Raw genomic sequence first — 19,015 nt, 5'->3', positions numbered from 1 at the left:
CGGAGACCCCGTCATGACACAGAGCACCACCATCCGCTGGGAACAGGACCGTACCGGCCTCGTCACCCTCGTCCTGGACGACCCCGACCAGTCCGCGAACACCATGAATGCGGCCTTCCGCGCCTCCCTCGCCGCGGTCACCGACCGTCTGGAGGCCGAGAAGGACTCCATCCGGGGCATCGTCCTGACCTCCGCGAAGAAGACGTTCTTCGCCGGCGGCGACCTGCGCGACCTCATCCGCGTCACCCCCGCGACCGCCCAGGAGCTGCTGGACGGCGGACTGGAGATCAAGCGCAACCTCCGCCGCATCGAGACCCTCGGCAAGCCGGTCGTCGCCGCCCTGAACGGCGCGGCCCTCGGCGGCGGCTACGAGCTCGCCCTCGCCTGCCACCACCGCGTCGCCCTGGACGCGCCCGGCTCGAAGATCGGCTGCCCCGAGGTCACCCTCGGCCTGCTCCCCGGCGGCGGCGGTGTCGTGCGCACGGTCCGGCTGCTGGGCATCACCGACGCCCTGCTCAAGGTCCTCCTCAAGGGCACCCAGTACAGCCCGCGGCGAGCCCTGGAGAACGGCCTGGTCGACGAGGTCGCCGTCTCGCCCGACGACCTGCTCGCCAAGGCCCGCGCCTTCATCGACGCCAACCCCGAGTCGCAGCAGCCCTGGGACAGGCCGGGCTACCGCATCCCGGGCGGTACCCCGGCGAACCCCCGGTTCGCCGCCAACCTGCCCGCGTTCCCGGCCAGCCTGCGCAAGGAGACCAACGGCGCCCCCTACCCGGCGCCGCGCAACATCCTCGCCGCGGCCGTCGAGGGCGCCCAGGTGGACTTCGAGACCGCACAGGTCATCGAGGCCCGCTACTTCGTCGAACTGGCCGCGGGACAGACGTCGAAGAACATGATCCAGGCGTTCTTCTTCGACCTCCAGGCGGTCAACTCCGGCGTCAGCCGCCCCCAGGGCATCGCACCCCGCCAGGTCCGCAAGGTGGCCGTCCTGGGCGCCGGGATGATGGGCGCCGGCATCGCCTACTCGTGCGCCCGCGCGGGCATCGACGTCGTCCTGAAGGACGTCTCCCTGGAGGCCGCCCTCAAGGGCAGGGCCTACTCCGAGAAGCTGTGCGCGAAGGCCGTCTCCCGGGGCCGTACGACCCAGGAGAAGGCGGACGCGCTGCTCGCCCGCATCACGCCCACCGCCGACCCCCAGGACCTGGCCGGCTGCGACGCGGTGATCGAGGCCGTCTTCGAGGACACCTCCCTCAAGCACAAGGTGTTCCAGGAGATCGAGCAGATCGTCGCCCCCGACGCCCTGCTGTGCTCCAACACCTCCACCCTGCCGATCACCGCCCTCGCCGAAGGCGTCGAGCGCCAGGACGACTTCGTCGGGCTGCACTTCTTCTCGCCCGTGGACAAGATGCCGCTCGTCGAGATCATCAAGGGCGGCCGCACCGGCGACGAGGCGCTCGCGCGCGCCTTCGACCTGGTCCGGCAGATCAAGAAGACGCCGATCGTCGTCAACGACTCGCGCGGCTTCTTCACCTCACGGGTGATCGGCCACTTCATCAACGAGGGCGTCGCCATGGTCGGCGAGGGCATCGAGCCCGCATCCGTGGAACAGGCGGCGGCCCAGGCCGGCTACCCGGCCAAGGTCCTGTCCCTCATGGACGAACTGACCCTCACCCTCCCGCGCAAGATCCGCAACGAGTCCAGGCGGGCCGTGGAGGAGGCGGGCGGTGTCTGGCCCGGCCACCCCGCAGAGGCCGTCATCGACCGCATGGTCGACGAGTTCGGCCGCACCGGCCGCAGCGGCGGAGCGGGCTTCTACGAGTACGGCGAGGACGGCGGGCGGGCCGGGCTGTGGCCGGGCCTGCGGGAGCACTTCACGCGCGCGGGGACCGAGATCCCCTTCCGGGACATGCAGGAGCGCATGCTCTTCGCCGAGGCCCTCGACACGGTCAAGCTCCTCGAAGAGGGCGTTCTGACGTCCGTCGCGGACGCCAACATCGGCTCGCTCCTCGGCATCGGCTTCCCCGGCTGGACCGGCGGGGTCCTGCAGTACATCAACGGCTACGAGGGCGACCCCGAGGTCGGCACCGGGCTTCCCGGATTCGTGGCACGCGCGCGTCAGCTCGCCGAGCGCTACGGCGACCGCTTCACCCCGCCCGCGCTGCTGCTGGAGAAGGCGGAGCGGGGGGAGACCTTCACGGACGGGCGCTGAGCCGCCGGGCACGGACGGGCGCTGAGCCGCCGGGCCGTCACGGGGAGCCGTCCGCCGGCGGCTCCCCGAGCCACTCCCGCAGCTCCTCCGTCAGCGACCGCTGGAAGGCCGTCAGCAGGGCCTGGACGACCAGCGGCTGCATGTGCGCCGACAGCGACCTCACCGCCTGCGCGTCGCGCTCCGGCACCTCCTCGCGCAGCAGCCGCGACAGCTCGTGGGCCGCGGCGCGCGCGTGGTCGAGGAGGACCGTCCGGGCGGCGAGGATCGCCTCGGGCGACAGCGGCACGTCGAGGAGCCGCACACCCAGCCGCAGCAGCCCCGCGTCGACCCGGTACGCGTCCTCGCCGGCCGGGTCGCCGTCGCCGCTACCCGGCACGCCCAGCACACCCATCGCGGCGAGCCGGTCCACGTCCTCCTCGCCGAGCGCCCGCCCGGCCAGCCGCCGGAGCTCGTCGCGGCCCACCGTCTCCACGGCGTCCGGCGCCCACGAGGCCACCACGGCCCGGTGTACGGCGAGGTCGTGGGCGTCGAGACCGGGCGGCAGGCGGTCCAGATAGCGTTCGATCGCCGCCAGCGTCAGGCCCTGCCGGCGCAGCTCCTCGATCAGCGCCAGGCGCGCGAGATGCCCGGGACCGTAGTGCCCCACCCGGCGCGGACCGATGACCGGCGGGGGGAGCAGCCCCTTGGTGCCGTAGAAACGCACCGTCCGTACGGTGACCCCCGCCCGGGCGGCCAGCTCGTCGACCGTGAGGGCCGGCTCCTCGGTCTCGATCGTCATACGCAGCAGTATCGCTGTCACACCAGCGCGGTGACACCGGCCGGCCCCCGGCGTGCACCGGGTGCGAGGCGACCCGCTGTGACATGGAACACCGCATGGTCGCCGGTGCCTCCGGGAAGCAGCTGCCTTGGTCTGTGCCCCTTCCGGGTGCCGCGGGCCACGACCGTACGGACACCCGGGCGTACCCCGCCCGGGCGCACCAGAGAGTGGTACCACCCGTGAGCAAGGACAGCGTGCGCACGGCCGAAGTCGCCGCCCACCCCCAGGCGACCGCGACACCCGCGGACGCGGGCGACGCCGGCTACAGCAAGGACCTCAAGCACCGCCACGTCAACATGATCGCCATCGGCGGCGCCATCGGCACCGGCCTCTTCCTGGGCGCCGGGGGACGCCTGAACAGCGCGGGCCCGGCCCTCGCGCTCGCCTACCTCGTCTGCGGCGTCTTCGCCTTCTTCGTCGTCCGCGCCCTCGGCGAGCTGGTCCTCTACCGGCCCTCCTCGGGCTCGTTCGTGTCCTACGCGCGCGAGTTCCTCGGTGAGAAGGGCGCCTACGTCGCCGGGTGGATGTACTTCCTGAACTGGTCGACGACCGGCATCGCCGACATCACCGCGATCGCGCTGTACACGCACTACTGGAGCCTGTTCACGAGCGTTCCCCAGTGGGTGCTCGCGCTCGTCGCCCTCGCGGTCGTCCTGGCCGTGAACCTGATCTCGGTGAAGATCTTCGGCGAGATGGAGTTCTGGTTCGCGATCGTCAAGGTCGCCACCCTGGTCGCCTTCATGTGCGTCGGCATCTTCCTGCTCGCCACCCGGCACCAGGTGGGCGGCCAGACGCCCGGCCCCGGCGTGATCACGGACCACGGGGGCCTCCTCCCGCACGGCACGATGCCCGTCGTCCTCGTCATGCAGGGCGTGATCTTCGCGTACGCCGCGCTGGAGCTGGTCGGCGTCGCCGCGGGCGAGACCGCCGAGCCGGAGAAGGTCGTCCCGCGCGCGGTGAACTCGATCATGTGGCGCGTCGGCCTCTTCTACGTCGGCTCCGTCGTCCTGCTCGCGCTGCTGCTGCCCGGCTCGGCGTACACGGCCGACGAGAGCCCCTTCGTGACCGTCCTGTCGAAGATCGGCGTCTCGGGCGCCGGGGACGTGATGAACCTGGTGGTCCTCACGGCCGCCATGTCCTCCCTGAACTCCGGCCTGTACTCCACCGGCCGCATCCTGCGCTCCATGGCCACGGCGGGCTCTGCCCCGAGGTTCACCGCCCGGATGAACCGCAGCCAGGTCCCCTACGGCGGCATCCTGCTGACCTGCGGTGTCTGTGTGCTCGGTGTGGTCCTGAACTTCCTCATGCCCAGCCAGGCCTTCGAGATCGTGCTGAACGTCGCCTCCCTCGGCATCATCAGCACCTGGGTGATCATCATGATCTGCCACCTGGTCTTCGTCCGGCGCGCCAGGGCGGGCCTCCTCACCCGTCCCGGCTTCCGGCTCCCCGGCAGCCCGGTCACGGAGATCGTCACGATCGCCTTCCTGGTCGCCGTCCTCGCTCTGATGGGGAACGACCCCGAGGTCGGCCGCAAGACGCTCCTGCTGATCCCGGTGGTCGCGGTCGCCCTGGTCGGCGGCTGGTTCGCGGTCCGCGGCAGGGTGTCGCACATGACGGACGCCGAACCTACGGGGCTGTCCCGGCGCCCGGAGTAGGCGCCGGAGCAGCCACCCGGGCCGCGGGCCGCGGGCCGACGCCACTGTCAGTGGCACCGCCTACGGTGGCGTCATGTCGGAGATCGCTTATGTCAGGGGTGACGCCACGGCCCCGTCGGTCAAGGGCCCCAAGGTGATCGCCCACGTCTGCAACGACCTCGGGGGATGGGGCAAGGGCTTCGTCCTGGCGCTGTCCCGACGCCGGCCGGAGCCGGAGGCCGCCTACCGTGCCTGGCACCGGGAGCGCGCCTCGAACGACTTCGGCCTGGGCGCACTCCAGCTCGTCCGGGTGCGGCCCGACATCCGGGTCGCCAACATGATCGGCCGGCACGGCACGCGCACGGGCAGCAAGGGCGTCCCCGTGCGCTGCCCGGCCATCGACACCGCCCTGGCGCGCCTGGCCGAGCACGCGGTCGAACTCGGCGCGTCCGTGCACATGCCCCGGATAGGCTGCGGTCTCGCCGGCGGCAAGTGGTCCCGCGTCGAGCCGCTCGTCATCGGGCGGCTGGTCGAGCGGGGCGTCGCGGTGACGGTGTACGACCACGGGGAGGGGTAGCGCCCATGCGCGCCGACAGCGAGACCACCGAGAACGCGAGCACCGGGGACACCGGGCACGCCGACGACATCGACGTCCTGGTCCTGGGCGGGGCGGGCGTGGACACGATCGTGTACGTACCGGAGCTGCCGCTCCCGTACGCCGACAGCTACATGATCGACGGCGGGATCCGCGCCCGTGCCGGACAGACCGGCGACTTCGTCGCCCTGGGGCTGGCCGCCCTCGGACTGCGCACCCACCACCTCGACTTCCTGGGCGACGACCCCGAGGGAGACCTGGTCCGCGCCCTGCACCGGGACAAGGACATCGCCCTGACCGCCGTCCCGCAGCCCGCCGGGACCAAACGGGCGGTCAACCTGGTCGGCCCGGACGGGCGGCGGCTGTCGCTGTACGACAACAGCCGCGGGCGCCCGGACGACCGCTTCCCCGAGGACACGCTGCGGACCCTCGCCGCCGCGTGCCGGCACGCGCACGTGTCCATCACCCACCCCTGCGCCGAGGCCCTGCCCGTACTGCGCGAGGCGGGTGCCGGCATCTCCACGGACCTGCACAACTGGGACGGGGAGAATCCGTACCACGAGGCCTTCGCCCACGAGGCGGACGTCGTCTTCGTCTCCGTCACCGCCCTGACCGACCCCGAGACGACGATGCGCCGCATCGCCGGGCGGGGCCGCGCCGAGGTGGTCGTCGCCACGGCCGGCGCCAAGGGCGCGTACCTGCTCACCGGCGGCGAGCTGACCCACGTCCCGGCCGCCGTCCCGCCCGGCCCGGTGGTCGACTCCAACGGCGCGGGGGACGCCTTCGCGTCCGCCTTCCTGTTCGGCCGTCTCGCCGGCGAGACGCCGCTGCGGTGTGCCGAGTACGGCGCGCTGGCCGGGGCGTACGCCTGCACGGTGCCGTCCACGCAGAGCGCCGCCCTGTCGCGCGACGCCCTGCTGGCCCGGGCGGCGGCCACCGGGCGGTAGCGCCGACCCGGGCCAGGTGCCCCTGCGTCAGGAGGCAGTCCGCAGTCCGGGGCGTCGGAATGCGGCGGCGGGGCTCAGTGCTCGTGCACGTCGTTCGTCGCCGCGATCTTCTTCCAGGACTCGGGCTGCGCGGGGGCGGCCGTCACCTCGGCGATCGACGCCGTCCGTGCCGCCGGCGCCGCCGGCTTGACCGGCTGGAACAACCAGGTGTCGAACAGGGGGCCCAGTTCCCTCCCGGAGATCTGCTCGGCGTACTTCTGGAAGTCGACGACGCTCGCGTTGCCGTACGCGTGCTTCTTCGGCCAGCCCTTGAGGACGGCGAAGAAGGCGTCGTCGCCGATCTCGTCACGCAGCGCCTGGACCGCCAGCGCACCCCGGTCGTAGACGGCGATGTCGAACTGGTCGGCCGGGCCCGGGTCGCCGGGCGGCACCGTCCAGAACGCGTCGTCGGCCGGGTGCGAGGCGTACGTGTAGTCCGCGAGTTCCTGTGCGGTGCCCTCACCCTCGTGCTCGGACCACAGCCACTGCGCGTACCGGGCGAAGCCCTCGTTCAGCCAGATGTCCTTCCACCCCGCCACGGACACGTAGTCGCCGTACCACTGGTGGGCCAACTCGTGCACCACGACGGAGACGTTGGAGCCGTTCGCGAACTGCCGGGGGCTGTAGAACGGCCGGGTCTGCGTCTCCAGCGCGTACCCGGTGTTCGTGTTCGGCACGTACCCGCCGAGCGCGTCGAAGGGGTACGGCCCGAAGTACCCGCCGAGCCAGTCGGCGATCTCCCCGGTCCGCTCGATGCTCGCCCGGGCCGCGCCGGCGTTGTCGCCCAGGTCCTTGCTGTAGGCGTTGACGACCGGGATTCCGCTCTCGGTCCTCCCGGTCGTGATGTCGAACTTCCCGACAGCGAGGGTGGCCAGATAGGTGGCCTGGGGCTTGTCGGAACGCCAGTTCCAGCGGGTCCAGCCCAGCCGTGAACTCGTCGACTGCAGCGTGCCGTTGGAGATGGCCTGCGAGCCGTCGGGCACCAGCACCGACACGTCGAAGGTGGCCTTGTCGAGCGGGTGGTCGTTACCGGGGAACCACCACCAGGCCGCCTCGGGCTCGTTGGCGCCGACCCCGCCGTCCGCGGTGCGGTGCCAACTGGTGAAGCCGTACGCCTGTTTCGACGACGGGATCCCGCTGTACCGCACCACGACCGTGACCGTCGCGCCCTTGGCGAGCGGTGTCTTCGGCGTGATCTCCAGCTCGTGCTCGCCCGAGGTCGCGAAGGAGGCCTTGGCGCCGTCGACGCGCACCTCGCTCACGTCGAGCAGGAAGTCCAGATCGAACCGGGACAGTTCCTGCGTGGTCTTCGCGAGGATCGTCGCGGTCCCCTCCAACTCGTCCGTGGCGGGCTGGTACTTCAGCCGCAGGTCGTAGTGGGAGACGTCGTATCCGCCGTTGCCGTACGCCGGGTAGTAGGGGTCGCCGATGCCCGGGGCGCCGGGGGAGGCGCTCGCGGCCGATGCCGGGATCGCCAGCAGTACGGACGCGGCAGCGAGTGCGCCCGGCGCGATGATTCTGCGGTGCACGAAAGCTCCAAGTCGTAGGGTCACACGGTCTGTTCGGAGCCTATTGACTCCCTGTGTCCCAGGGCCTGCCCAGCGCCGCCCCTGTCACACGATCGCCATTCGGCCGTCACGCGCGGCCCGCCCCAGGGGCGTGATCCGGCCACAGCGGGCCCACAGCCGCCCTCTTATGTACGGGAGTTGACGCGGGTACCGTCCCGCGCATGTGGACACGCATGCGCTTCACGATCTGGAGACCGCTCGCGACCGCCGCCATCACCCTCCTGGTGGCCGCCTTCCTCACCCCGGCCGCGGCCCACGGCACCCCGCGCGAGAGCCGGCCCGTGTACTCGTACGAGAACGCCGTCCGCGAGGCCGTCTGGGTGGACACCGGACTCGACGGCGACGGCGACGGGAAGGCGGACCGTGTCGCCGTCGACATCGTCCGCCCCCGCGAACCCGCCGCACAGGGCCGCAAGGTGCCCGTCATCATGGACGCCAGCCCCTACTACTCCTGCTGCGGACGCGGCAACGAGAGCCAGCGCAAGACCTACGACGCAGCCGGAGACGTCGTCCAGATGCCGCTGTTCTACGACAACTACTTCGTGCCCCGCGGCTATGCCTTCGTCGGCGTCGACCTGGCCGGCACCAACCGCTCCGACGGCTGCGTCGACGTCGGGGGACGCTCCGACGTCCAGTCCGCCAAGGCCGTCGTCGACTGGCTGAACGGCCGCGCCAAGGCGTACACCACCCGCACCGGCACCACGACCGCCGAGGCGGGCTGGACCAACGGCAGAACCGGCATGATCGGCAAGAGCTGGGACGGCACCATAGCCAACGGCGTGGCCGCCACCGGTGTGCGGGGCCTGAAGACCATCGTCCCGATCGCCGCCATCTCCTCCTGGTACGACTACTACTTCGCCCAGGGCGCCCCCCTCTACGACTCCGGCCCCGACTGGCTCTCCGACTACGTCGACAGCCCCGAGGCCCGCGCCGAGTGCGCCACCGTCCAGCGGCAACTGGTCGAGGGGGCCCCGCGCACCGGCGACCTGACGTCGCTGTGGGCCGACCGCGACTACGTCCGGGACGCGCGCAAGGTGAGGGCGAGCGTCTTCCTCATCCACGGCCTCCAGGACCTCAACGTCCGCACCAAGCACCTCGGCCAGTGGTGGGACGCCCTCGCCGAGAACGGCGTCGAGCGCAAGATCTGGCTCTCCCAGACCGGCCACGTCGACCCCTTCGACTTCCGCCGCGCCGCCTGGGTGGACACCCTGCACCGCTGGTTCGACCACGAACTCCTCGGCTACGACAACGGCGTCGACCGCGAACCCATGGCCGACATCGAACGCCACCCCGACCAGTGGGTCACCTCCGCCGTCTGGCCGCCGCACGGCACCCGGACCGCCACCCTGCGTCCCGCCACCGGCGCGCAGCCCGGCGTCGGCACCCTCGGCCTGCGCAAGGGCACGGGCACCGCCGCCTTCACCGACGACCCGCGGCTGAGCGAGACCGAGTGGGCCGCGCGGATCGACACCCCGACCCCCGACAAGGCCGGATTCGTCACCGGCCCCCTCACCCGTGACCTGCGCCTGTCCGGCTCGTCCCAGGTCACCGTCACCGCCACACCCACCACCGCGACGGCCCACCTGAGCGCTGTCCTCGTCGACGTCGGACCCGACACCATCCGCGACTACGCGGCGAGCGGCGAAGGCATCAGCACGCTCACCGACCGCACCTGCTGGGGCGCCGGTACCCCGGGCGACAGCGCCTGCTTCCGGGAGACCGGCGCCAGGACCGCGGAGGTGGGGCAGACGGTCGTCAGCCGGGGCTGGGCCGACCTCGGCACCTACGCCGACCCCGGCAGGGGAGTCCCTCTCACCCCGGGCAGGGCGTACACCCTCACCCTCGACCTGGCGGCCACCGACCACGTCGTCCCGGCCGGTCACCGTCTCGCACTGATCGTCGCGGGCACCGACAGGGACCTCATCGACCCGCCCGCCGACACCCCCACCCTCACCCTGGACCTGTCCGGCACCTCGGCCCGGGTCCCGTTCGTCGGCGGCGCCGACGCGTTCGCCCGTGCCACGTCCGGATCGGCGGCGGCCACCGCCGACACCCGGCCCCTGGACGGCGTACGGGCACCGCACGACACGTACCGGATCCCGTAACACCGCGCGCGGGGTCAGGAGGCGGCCGAGAGCACCAGCCCGGCCGCCTCCTCCGCGCAGCCCCACGCCACCGTGACGCCCGCCCCGCCGTGTCCGTAGTGGTGCACCACCGGCCGGCCGTCGGGCAGCTCCGCCCGCTCCAGCCGTACCGTGTCCCGGACCGGCCGCAGCCCGACCCGGTGCTCCAGGACCCGCGCCCCGGCGACCTCCGGCCGCAGGGCCGCGCACCGCCGTACGATCGCCTCGGCCACCTCGGGATCCGGCTCCAGCGACCACGCGTCGTCCTGGGCGGTACCGCCGAGCAGCAGCCGGCCGCCGTGCGGGAACAGGTAGGCGATCTCGCCGTCCGGGCCGGTGGAGACCAGCCAGGTGTCGACGCCGGGGTTCTCCACGACGACGAGCTGCCCCCGGACGGGCCGCACCGACGGGTCCACCGCCAGCCGCCCGGCGTCGAGTCCCGTGCAGTTGACCACCACCGGCGCCTCCGCCTCCGCCAGATCGGTCACGGTGCGCTCCTCGACCGTGCCGCCCGCGCGGAGCAGCCGCTTCCGGAGCCAGGGCAGATAGGTCGACATGTCGATCAGTGGCAGCCGTGCCCGCACGGCGGTCCCCGCGCCGTACTCGCCCGCCGTCGTCCGGCGCATCCCGGCCAGCTGGCCCGCCGCCCAGCCCTCGACCTCGTCGAGGTCCGTCTCGCCCAGTATCCCGTCGACCAGGCGCACACCGGTCTCTTCGGGCCGCCCGGCGAGCTCCTCGTAGATCTCCAGCGAGCGCAGCGCCCACGCCCGCGCCGACACCTTCGGCCGGATGTGGTACGGCCACCACAGCGCCCCGGCCACGGCCGAGGTGGTCCGCTCGACCGGATCGCGCGTCCAGACCCGGACCCGCAGGCCGCGTTCGGCGAGCACGACCGCCGTCGCCAGCCCGATGACCCCGCCGCCGACCACGACCACATCGCCGTTCCACCGAGTGTCCACGCCCGGACGTTAACCGACCGCACCGCCCGACGGCGAGATCGCGCAGGCATCGCGGGAGACACGGGGCATGGCGCGCGGGCCGCGGGGAGACCGACGTGAGCGGACCGACACGACCCCACCCCCGGACGACCACTAGGATCGACGACCTGATGACTGCCACCCTCGTCGCCAAGAACCTCGCCGCCGGCCACGGCGACCGCTCCCTCTTCTCCGGGCTCGACCTCGTCGTCGCCCCCGGGGACGTGATCGGGCTGGTCGGTGCCAACGGCGCGGGCAAGTCCACCCTGCTCAAGCTGCTCGCCGGGCTCACCGCGCCCGAGCAGGGCGAGCTCAGGCTCTCCCCGCCGACCGCGACCGTCGGCCATCTGCCCCAGGAACCGGAGCGCCGACCCGGCGAGAGCGTGCGGGACTTCCTCGCCCGCCGCACCGGCGTCGCCGAGGCTCAACGCACCATGGACGAGGCCACCCAGGCCCTGGTCGACGGGGCGCCCGGCGCCGACGACGCCTACGCCACGAGCCTCGAGCGCTGGCTCGACCTCGGCGGCGCCGACCTCGACGAGCGCGCCGAGGAGGTCACCGACTCGCTCGGCCTCGGAGTCGGCCTCGACCAGCCGATGACCTCCCTGTCCGGCGGTCAGGCCGCCCGCGCCGGCCTCGCCTCCCTCCTTCTCTCGCGCTACGACGTCTTCCTCCTCGACGAGCCGACGAACGACCTCGACCTCGACGGCCTGGAACGCCTGGAACGCTTCGTGAAGGGGCTGCGGGCCGGGACCGTCGTCGTCAGCCACGACCGCGAGTTCCTCACCCGCACGGTCACCAAGGTCCTCGAACTCGACCTCGCCCAGCAGCAGATCAACCTCTACGGCGGCGGCTACGACGCCTACCTGGAGGAGCGGGACGTGGCCCGCCGGCATGCCCGTGAGGACTTCGAGGAATACGCCGACAAGAAGTCGGCCCTCCAGGACCGCGCGCAGACACAGCGCTCCTGGATGGACAAGGGCGTGAAGAACGCGCGCCGCAAGGCGGGCAACGACAACGACAAGATCGGCCGCAAGTTCCGCAGCGAGGCCAGCGAGAAGCAGGCCGCGAAGGCCCGGCAGACCCAGCGCATGATCGAACGCCTGGACGTCGTCGAGGAGCCCCGCAAGGAGTGGGAACTGCGCATGGAGATCGCCACCGCCCCGCGCTCCGGCGCGGTGGTCGCGACCCTGCGCGAGGCCGAGGTACGGCGCGGCGACTTCACCTTCGGGCCGGTGTCCCTGCAGATCGACTGGGCCGACCGGGTCGCGGTCACCGGCGCGAACGGCGCGGGCAAGTCGACCTTCCTCGGCGCGCTCCTCGGCCGGATCCCGCTGGACGCCGGACAGGCCACCCTCGGCTCGGGCGTCCTGGTCGGCGAGGTCGACCAGGCACGGCAGCTGTTCCACGGCTCCGAGTCCCTGCTGGACGCGTTCCGCGCGGCCGTGCCCGACACCGAACCCGCCGAGGTGCGCACCCTGCTGGCCAAGTTCGGCCTGAAGTCGGACCACGTCACACGCTCGGCGGCCACCCTGTCACCCGGCGAACGCACCCGCGCCGCGCTCGCGCTGCTCCAGGGGCGGGGCGTCAACCTCCTCGTCCTCGACGAGCCGACGAACCACCTGGACCTGCCGGCCATCGAGCAGTTGGAGTCGGCCCTCGACGCCTACGAGGGCACGTTGCTCCTGGTCACCCACGACCGCCGCATGCTGGACGCCGTCCATGTCACGCGCCGCCTGGAGATCGCGGCCGGCAAGGTGACCGAGCGCTAGGTCGTATCCGCGAAGTCCCGCCGGGCACGCGACGCCCGGCACCCGCGCTCGACCTGGGCCCTCCGACGCCGGGCCCCGTCCCGCCAGGGCTGCCGGGGCCCGGTGGGCCGGACCCCGGCGTCGCGCTTCGCGGTCAGCGCCTGCCCTTCTTGGGGTCGACGAGGCCCGCGCGCCGCAGGGCGTCGGCCATCGCGCTGTTGCCCGGCGGGGGAGCCTGGCGCGAACCACCGCCGCCCCCTCCGCCGGCGCCCGCGCCGCGCTGCCCGCCCTGCTGCCGCTGCTGCGGCGGACGACCACCGCTCCGCTGCGGGCGGCCGCCGCCGGAGGACTGACCCTGACCGCCCTGCGGGGCCGCCTCGTCGTCCAGCCGGAGAGTCAGCGAGATCCGCTTGCGCGGGATGTCGATGTCGAGGACCTTCACCTTGACGATGTCACCGGGCTTGACGACGTCCCTGGGGTCCTTGACGAACGTCTTCGACAGCGCGGAGACGTGCGCCAGACCGTCCTGGTGGACACCGATGTCGATGAACGCCCCGAAGGCCGCCACGTTCGTCACGACCCCCTCCAGGACCATCCCGGAGGACAGGTCGGAGATCTTCTCCACACCCTCCTTGAAGGTGGCCGTCTTGAAGGCGGGCCGCGGGTCGCGCCCGGGCTTCTCCAGCTCCTTGAGGATGTCCGTGACGGTCGGCAGCCCGAACGTCTCGTCCACGAAGTCCGTCGGCCGCAGCGAGCGCAGGACACCCGTGTTGCCGATGAGGGAGGCCACCTCCTGGCCGGAGGTCTTCACCATGCGCCGCACCACCGGGTACGCCTCCGGGTGGACGCTGGAGGAGTCCAGCGGGTCGCTGCCGCCGCGGATGCGCAGGAAGCCCGCGCACTGCTCGTAGGCCTTGGGGCCCAGCCGGGCCACCTTCTTCAGCTCGGAACGGGAGGTGAAGGGACCGTTGGCGTCCCGGTGCGCCACGATGTTCTCGGCGAGGCCGGTGGAGATGCCGGACACCCGCGACAGGAGCCGCGCCGAGGCCGTGTTGACGTCCACGCCCACGCCGTTCACACAGTCCTCCACCACCGCGTCCAGCGAACGCGACAGCTTCACCTCGGACAGGTCGTGCTGGTACTGGCCCACGCCGATCGACTTCGGGTCGATCTTCACCAGCTCGGCGAGCGGATCCTGGAGCCGGCGCGCGATCGACACGGCGCCGCGCAGCGACACGTCCATGTCCGGCAGCTCCTGGGAGGCGAAGGCGGAGGCCGAGTACACGGAGGCGCCCGCTTCGGACACCATCACCTTGGTGAGCTGCAACTCCGGGTGCCTGGTGATGAGTTCACCGGCGAGCTTGTCGGTCTCGCGGGATGCCGTGCCGTTGCCGATGGCGATCAGGTCGACGGAGTGCTCCTTCGCCAGCCGCGCGAGCTTGGCGATCGCCTCGTCCCACCTGTTCGCCGGGACGTGCGGGTGGATCACGTCCGTGGCGACGACCTTGCCGGTCGCGTCGACGACGGCGACCTTCACGCCCGTACGGAACCCGGGGTCCAGGCCCAGCGTCGCGCGGGTGCCGGCCGGCGCGGCGAGCAGCAGGTCACGCAGGTTGGCGGCGAAGACGTCGACGGCATCGTCCTCGGCGGCCGTCCGCAGCCGCAGCCGCAGGTCGATGCCGAGGTGCACGAGGAGGCGGGTGCGCCAGGCCCAGCGGACCGTGTCCGTCAGCCACTTGTCACCGGGACGGCCCCGGTCGGCGATGCCGAATCTGGACGCCACGATGCCCTCGTACGACGAGGGGCCGGGCTGCTCCGAGGGCTCCTCCGGTTCCAGGACGAGGTCGAGGACCTCCTCCTTCTCGCCGCGCAGCATCGCCAGGACGCGGTGCGAGGGCAGCGCGGTGAACGGCTCGGCGAAGTCGAAGTAGTCGGCGAACTTCGCGCCCGCCTCCTCCTTGCCCTCGCGCACCTTGGCGGCGAGGCGCCCGCGCCGCCACATGCGCTCGCGCAGCTCGCCGATCAGGTCGGCGTCCTCCGAGAACCGCTCGGTGAGGATCGCCCGGGCGCCGTCCAGCGCGGCCTGCGGATCGGCGACGCCCTTGTCGGCGTCGACGAACGCGGCGGCCGCCGCCTGCGGATCCACCGTCGGGTCGCCGAGCAGCCCCTCGGCGAGCGGTTCGAGACCCGCCTCGCGCGCGATCTGCGCCTTGGTGCGCCGCTTGGGCTTGTACGGCAGGTAGATGTCCTCCAGCCGCGCCTTGGTCTCCGCGCCGAGGATCTGCGCCCGGAGCGTGTCGGTGAGCTTGCCCTGCTCGCCCACCGACTCCAGGATCGCCGTCCGGCGCTCCTCCAGCTCCCGCAGGTAGCGCAACCGCTCCTCGAGCGTGCGCAGCTGCGCGTCGTCGAGCATCTCGGTCGCTTCCTTGCGGTAGCGGGCGATGAAAGGCACCGTCGAGCCGCCGTCGAGCAGCTCCACGGCGGCCTTCACCTGCCGCTGCCGTACGCCGAGTTCCTCGGCGATCCTGCTTTCGATGGACCCTACTTCGATGGACCCGGGTGTCGTCACGATCCCGTACCGCCTTCTCCACTGAGGTTGCGCGGCAATTGTGGCAGGTGACACCGACACTCGGGGATCAGGGCGCGGTCATCAGGCCCTGCGGCTCCGGGCGGAGCCCGAGGCCCCGCCGAAGAGCCGGGCCAGGGCCCGGAAGGGCAGGGTCACGACGGTGGCGACGGCGCCACCGATCTGTCGCAGTACGTCTGCGATCGCACGGAACACGAGCTTCCCCTTTCGTCGCCCGGCCGCTGTGGCCGAGGATGTCCGGGTACCTCGAGATCGTCGGAGCATGCTCACGACTCGTGTCGGCCGAGGCGGGGGCACCCGTCACCGCCGCCCGGCGGGCGGAGCGGGCCGCGAAGAGGCGTGGAGTGCGACCCCGCGGTCGCTTCATCCTGACGTGGTCCAGGTGAAGCGCGGCTCCCGGCGCTCCAGGAACGCGGCGACGCCCTCCGCGGTGTCGCCGCTGCCGCGCGCCTGCGCGCTCCAGTGGGCGTCCCGGTCCCCGCGGCCGTCGGCGAACTCCTTCGCGGCGGCCTGCGTCAGCTGTGAGCGGGACACCAGTACGCGGGTGAACTCCGCGACCCGCTCCTCGAGTCCGTCGACGGGCAGCACCTCGTCGACCAGGCCCGTGCGCAGCGCCCGCTCGGTGCCGATCAGCTCACCCGAGAAGAGCAGGTACTTGGCGGTGGCCGGGCCCACCAGGGACACCAGGCGGCGGGTGGCGGTGGAGGGGTAGACGATCCCGAGCTTCGCCGGCGTCACCCCGAACAGCGCGCCCTCCTCGGCGAAGCGCAGGTCGCACGCCGCGGCGAGCTGGGCGCCGCCGCCGACGCAGTGCCCCCGGACCGCCGCCAGGGTCGGCTTCGGGAACGCCGCCAGGGCCTCCTCGGCACGCACCGCAAGCTCCTGCGCCTCCCGCGGCGACTTCTGGAGGGTGGAGATGTCGGCCCCCGCGCAGAAGGTGCCACCCGCACCGGTCAGCACGAGTGCCCGCACCGACGGGTCGCCGGCCAGGGTGTCGAGCAACGGGGGCAGCGCGGCCCACATCGCGGACGTCATGGCGTTGCGCTTCGCCGGGTGGTGCAGGACGACGGTGGCGACCGCGTCGGTGACGCCGTGCAGCAGATCGGGCTCCATGCCCCGGATGCTAACCACCAGGTCGTCCGCATGATCGAGGGGAGCCGGGATGAGAGGCACGACACGGGCGGCAAAGGCGACCAGAGGCGATCAGAGCGAGCGATAGGGGGCCGAAGATTCCCCAAGTCGCCCAAAGGGGAGGAGTGGCGCCACCGAACCCGTACAACCCGAAGAGTGCGCGAAGTCGGCGCCGATACGACAGAAACGGTCCTGCGGTCGACTTCGGCATCCGGGGCCGGTCGGAAACGTTCGATAACTGCTGACTTCTGTTCAGTCATCGGGAGGGGAGCGCCGCGGTACCAACACTTCACGTGTGGTGACAATCGAGCGCGAGGGTGGCGACCGGACGATGGACGATCAGGGGCGCGGGCCCGACCCCCGCCCGGAGGGCGACCCGGGCGAACCCTCCGCATCCTCGGCGGGGGCCGAGCCCCGGCCGCTGCCCTACGAAGGCGTCTGGCGGTTCACCGCGTCCGCCGTGGACGCCTCGGTGCCGCAGGCGCGCCACGCCGTGCGGGACCTGCTGTACCGCCAGGGGGTGCCGGTCTCCGACGACCTGGCCCAGGGGCTCCTGCTGATCGTCTCCGAGCTGGTGACCAACGCCGTCCGGCACGCGGCCGTGCTGTCGCCGGTGCTCGCCGTGGAGGTGGCGGTCGGGGCCGAGTGGGTGCGGGTGTCGGTGGAGGACAACCACCCCTACCGCCCGACCGCCCTGGAGGCCGACCACGCCCGCACGGGCGGCCGGGGTCTGCTGCTGGTACGGGAGATCACCCGGGAGGCGGGCGGGATCTGCGACGTCGAGCACACGGCGGGCGGCGGCAAGGTGATCTGGGCCGCCCTGCCGCTCAAGCCCGTGCGGGTGCCCTGAGGGTCACCAGCCGGCCGACGGCCCCGTCAGCTCCCTGACCGCGGGGCGCGCGGCGTCCAGCACGGTCATGAACCAGGAGGAGAAGGCGTCCCCGGCGTGCCGCTCCGCCAGCCCCGCGGGCGTGACGAAGGCCGTGTCGTCGACCTCCTCCGCGTCCGGCCGCAGCGGGGACTGCACCAGCCCGACGAACAGGTGGTTGTACTCCTGCTCCACCAGACCCGACTCCGGGTCGGGGTGGTTGTAGCGGACCGTGCCCGCCTCGGCGAGCAGCGACGGGGAGACGCCGAGCTCCTCGAACGTGCGCCGCGCGGCCGCCGCGAACGGCGCCTCACCGGGGTAGGGGTGACCGCAGCAGGTGTTGGACCACACGCCGGGGGAGTGGTACTTGCCGAGCGCCCGCCGCTGGAGCAGCAGCCGGCCCCGCTCGTCGAAGAGGAACACGGAGAACGCGCGGTGCAGCTGCCCCGGCGGCTGGTGGGCGGCCAGCTTCTCCGCGGTGCCGATCGTGACGCCGTTCTCGTCTACCAGCTCCAGCAAGATCGCGTCCGCGGTGCCGTTCGACGACGTGTGTGTCGCGGTGGCAGGTGTGATCGGCATACCCATCCTTAACATCGGTCCTCGCGTCCCCAGTCTGCCGTACGCGTCCGGCACTCCCGGCACTTCGCGCGAAAGCGCGCATGTCCCGCACGGCGAGGGACCCGGTAGGTGATCTTGCCCGGCGCGGTGGGCGGGGAACCGTACGGAACGTCTGTGCGGATCACACCGCGCGACCGGTGGACACGCTCAGTGACAGAGCCGCGCCTCGTGCTCGGCGTGCCCGCTCGGCTCCAGCTGGAAGGTGCAGTGCTCCACGTCGAAGTGGTGGCCCAGACAGCCCTGGAGCTCGTGCAGCATCTTCTCGTGGCCGATCGCGTTCAGTACGTCCGAGCGCACCACCACGTGCGCCGACAGGACCGGCATCCCGGAGGTGATGGTCCACGCGTGCAGGTCGTGGACGTCCTCCACGCCGTCCAGGGCGAGTATGTGGGAGCGCACCTCCGCCATGTCGACGTCCTTGGGGGCCGCCTCCAGCAGCACGTCGAGCGTCTCGCGCAGCAGCTTCACGGTGCGCGGCACGATCATCAGGCCGATGACGAGCGAGGCGATCGGGTCGGCGGTCTGCCAGCCGGTGGTCAGGATCACCACCGCCGAGATCAGCACCGCCACCGAGCCCAGCGCGTCCGCCGCCACCTCCAGGAAGGCCCCGCGCACGTTCAGGCTCTCGGCCTGGCCGCGCATCAGCAGCGACATCGAGATCACGTTCGCGACCAGACCGAACGCGCCGAACCAGATCATCAGCCCGCCCTCGGTCGCGGCGGGGGTGAAGAACCGCTGGACCGCCTCGTACAGGACGTAGCCGCCCACCCCGAGCAGCAGCAGGCAGTTGGCGAGGGCGGCCAGGATCTCGGCGCGGGCCAGCCCGAAGGTGCGGTTCGCGCTCGGCGGCCGGTTGGCGAAGTGGATGGCGAGCAGCGCCATGCCCAGTCCCAGCGCGTCCGTCGCCATGTGCGCGGCGTCCGCGACCAGTGCGAGGGAGTCTGCGAGCACCCCGCCGACGATCTCGACGACCATGACGGCGAGGGTGATCGACAGCGCGACGCGCAGTCTGCCCCGGTACGCCGCCGCGGCCGTACCGGTGGGCGGCACGTGCGCGTGCGTATGGCCGTGGTCGTGCCCAGCCCCCATGGAAGCAGCCCTTCTGTGGTCCGTCGTGGGCCATCGCGTTCTGCCCCGCGATCTCAGTGAAC

15 protein-coding genes are annotated in these 19,015 nt (G+C 72.3%); 7 read left to right on the top strand and 8 right to left on the bottom strand.

From position 1 onward, the window contains the following. Window positions 1–13 precede the first annotated feature (13 nt). Entirely contained in the window at window positions 14–2,209 is a 2,196-nt protein-coding gene (locus tag OG440_RS05585; RefSeq protein WP_406005708.1) for a 3-hydroxyacyl-CoA dehydrogenase NAD-binding domain-containing protein, read from the top strand. 37 nt (window positions 2,210–2,246) lie between these two features. Here OG440_RS05585 and OG440_RS05580 read toward each other — a convergent pair whose 3' ends face one another. Next, window positions 2,247–2,987, bottom strand: coding sequence for a MerR family transcriptional regulator (locus tag OG440_RS05580; RefSeq protein WP_406005707.1), 741 nt, complete (start codon window positions 2,985–2,987; stop codon window positions 2,247–2,249). Window positions 2,988–3,205: 218 nt separating this feature from the next. On the opposite strand from OG440_RS05580, the gene OG440_RS05575 reads away from it, so the two are divergent. The 3 genes from OG440_RS05575 (at window position 3,206) to OG440_RS05565 (ending at window position 6,202) form a co-directional block, all read left to right on the top strand. Next, window positions 3,206–4,681 carry an amino acid permease gene (locus OG440_RS05575; protein WP_406005706.1) on the top strand — a complete coding sequence of 492 codons (1,476 nt, stop codon included), beginning with the start codon at window positions 3,206–3,208 and terminating at the stop codon, window positions 4,679–4,681. Window positions 4,682–4,754: 73 nt separating this feature from the next. Then, complete coding sequence (locus tag OG440_RS05570) at window positions 4,755–5,237, top strand: Appr-1-p processing protein (protein ID WP_406005705.1); 483 nt, start codon at window positions 4,755–4,757, stop codon at window positions 5,235–5,237. A gap of 5 nt (window positions 5,238–5,242) precedes the next feature. After that, entirely contained in the window at window positions 5,243–6,202 is a 960-nt protein-coding gene (locus OG440_RS05565) for an adenosine kinase (RefSeq protein WP_406005704.1), read from the top strand. Between the two features lie 74 nt (window positions 6,203–6,276). On the opposite strand, the gene OG440_RS05560 is transcribed toward OG440_RS05565, so the two are convergent. Beyond that, window positions 6,277–7,770, bottom strand: coding sequence for a M1 family metallopeptidase (locus OG440_RS05560; RefSeq protein WP_406005703.1), 1,494 nt, complete (start codon window positions 7,768–7,770; stop codon window positions 6,277–6,279). A gap of 200 nt (window positions 7,771–7,970) precedes the next feature. On the opposite strand from OG440_RS05560, the gene OG440_RS05555 reads away from it, so the two are divergent. Then, complete coding sequence (locus OG440_RS05555; protein ID WP_406005702.1) at window positions 7,971–9,914, top strand: Xaa-Pro dipeptidyl-peptidase; 1,944 nt, start codon at window positions 7,971–7,973, stop codon at window positions 9,912–9,914. Between the two features lie 14 nt (window positions 9,915–9,928). Here the strand turns inward: OG440_RS05555 and OG440_RS05550 are convergent, their stop codons facing one another. After that, window positions 9,929–10,891: an FAD-dependent oxidoreductase gene (locus tag OG440_RS05550; protein WP_406005701.1), complete on the bottom strand. Its 963-nt coding sequence runs from the start codon at window positions 10,889–10,891 to the stop codon at window positions 9,929–9,931. A 149-nt stretch (window positions 10,892–11,040) separates the two neighbouring features. Here OG440_RS05550 and OG440_RS05545 point away from each other — a divergent pair, with 149 nt between their 5' ends. Continuing rightward, the gene (locus tag OG440_RS05545) at window positions 11,041–12,681 is read left to right on the top strand and encodes an ABC-F family ATP-binding cassette domain-containing protein (RefSeq protein ID WP_406005700.1); all 1,641 of its coding nucleotides are present in this window, start codon (window positions 11,041–11,043) and stop codon (window positions 12,679–12,681) included. Between the two features lie 133 nt (window positions 12,682–12,814). Here the strand turns inward: OG440_RS05545 and OG440_RS05540 are convergent, their stop codons facing one another. The 3 genes from OG440_RS05540 to OG440_RS05530 form a co-directional block, all read right to left on the bottom strand. Continuing rightward, window positions 12,815–15,229 carry a Tex family protein gene (locus tag OG440_RS05540; protein WP_406005699.1) on the bottom strand — a complete coding sequence of 805 codons (2,415 nt, stop codon included), beginning with the start codon at window positions 15,227–15,229 and terminating at the stop codon, window positions 12,815–12,817. 81 nt (window positions 15,230–15,310) lie between these two features. Next, window positions 15,311–15,442, bottom strand: coding sequence for an LPFR motif small protein (locus OG440_RS05535; RefSeq protein ID WP_330347479.1), 132 nt, complete (start codon window positions 15,440–15,442; stop codon window positions 15,311–15,313). A 168-nt stretch (window positions 15,443–15,610) separates the two neighbouring features. Next, window positions 15,611–16,360 carry an enoyl-CoA hydratase/isomerase family protein gene (locus tag OG440_RS05530; protein ID WP_406005698.1) on the bottom strand — a complete coding sequence of 250 codons (750 nt, stop codon included), beginning with the start codon at window positions 16,358–16,360 and terminating at the stop codon, window positions 15,611–15,613. A 349-nt stretch (window positions 16,361–16,709) separates the two neighbouring features. On the opposite strand from OG440_RS05530, the gene OG440_RS05525 reads away from it, so the two are divergent. Further along, the gene (locus tag OG440_RS05525; RefSeq protein ID WP_406011261.1) at window positions 16,710–17,228 is read left to right on the top strand and encodes an ATP-binding protein; all 519 of its coding nucleotides are present in this window, start codon (window positions 16,710–16,712) and stop codon (window positions 17,226–17,228) included. 3 nt (window positions 17,229–17,231) lie between these two features. Here OG440_RS05525 and idi read toward each other — a convergent pair whose 3' ends face one another. Together idi and OG440_RS05515 are read right to left on the bottom strand one after the other, a co-directional pair. Beyond that, window positions 17,232–17,825, bottom strand: a complete 594-nt coding sequence (gene idi / locus OG440_RS05520) for an isopentenyl-diphosphate Delta-isomerase (RefSeq protein ID WP_406005697.1) — start codon at window positions 17,823–17,825, stop codon at window positions 17,232–17,234. 186 nt (window positions 17,826–18,011) lie between these two features. Continuing rightward, the gene (locus tag OG440_RS05515) at window positions 18,012–18,953 is read right to left on the bottom strand and encodes a cation diffusion facilitator family transporter (RefSeq protein ID WP_406005696.1); all 942 of its coding nucleotides are present in this window, start codon (window positions 18,951–18,953) and stop codon (window positions 18,012–18,014) included. Between the last annotated feature and the right edge of the window lie 62 nt (window positions 18,954–19,015).

This window comes from Streptomyces sp. NBC_00637 (assembly GCF_045161545.1).
Taxonomy (GTDB): domain Bacteria; phylum Actinomycetota; class Actinomycetes; order Streptomycetales; family Streptomycetaceae; genus Streptomyces.
The sequence above is the reverse complement of the archived record's forward strand: the minus strand, read 5'-3'. Positions and strand labels throughout refer to the sequence as shown.

What these genes read in the sequence shown, in the direction of transcription:
- OG440_RS05555 (WP_406005702.1), top strand. Translation starts at nt 7,971, where the DNA reads ATGTGGACACGCATGCGCTTCACGATCTGGAGACCGCTCGCGACCGCC.
- OG440_RS05580 (WP_406005707.1), bottom strand. Translation starts at nt 2,987, where the DNA reads ATGACGATCGAGACCGAGGAGCCGGCCCTCACGGTCGACGAGCTGGCC.
- OG440_RS05545 (WP_406005700.1), top strand. Translation starts at nt 11,041, where the DNA reads ATGACTGCCACCCTCGTCGCCAAGAACCTCGCCGCCGGCCACGGCGAC.
- OG440_RS05565 (WP_406005704.1), top strand. Translation starts at nt 5,243, where the DNA reads ATGCGCGCCGACAGCGAGACCACCGAGAACGCGAGCACCGGGGACACC.
- idi (WP_406005697.1), bottom strand. Translation starts at nt 17,825, where the DNA reads ATGCCGATCACACCTGCCACCGCGACACACACGTCGTCGAACGGCACC.
- OG440_RS05525 (WP_406011261.1), top strand. Translation starts at nt 16,710, where the DNA reads ATGGACGATCAGGGGCGCGGGCCCGACCCCCGCCCGGAGGGCGACCCG.
- OG440_RS05530 (WP_406005698.1), bottom strand. Translation starts at nt 16,360, where the DNA reads ATGGAGCCCGATCTGCTGCACGGCGTCACCGACGCGGTCGCCACCGTC.
- OG440_RS05585 (WP_406005708.1), top strand. Translation starts at nt 14, where the DNA reads ATGACACAGAGCACCACCATCCGCTGGGAACAGGACCGTACCGGCCTC.
- OG440_RS05570 (WP_406005705.1), top strand. Translation starts at nt 4,755, where the DNA reads ATGTCGGAGATCGCTTATGTCAGGGGTGACGCCACGGCCCCGTCGGTC.
- OG440_RS05515 (WP_406005696.1), bottom strand. Translation starts at nt 18,953, where the DNA reads ATGGGGGCTGGGCACGACCACGGCCATACGCACGCGCACGTGCCGCCC.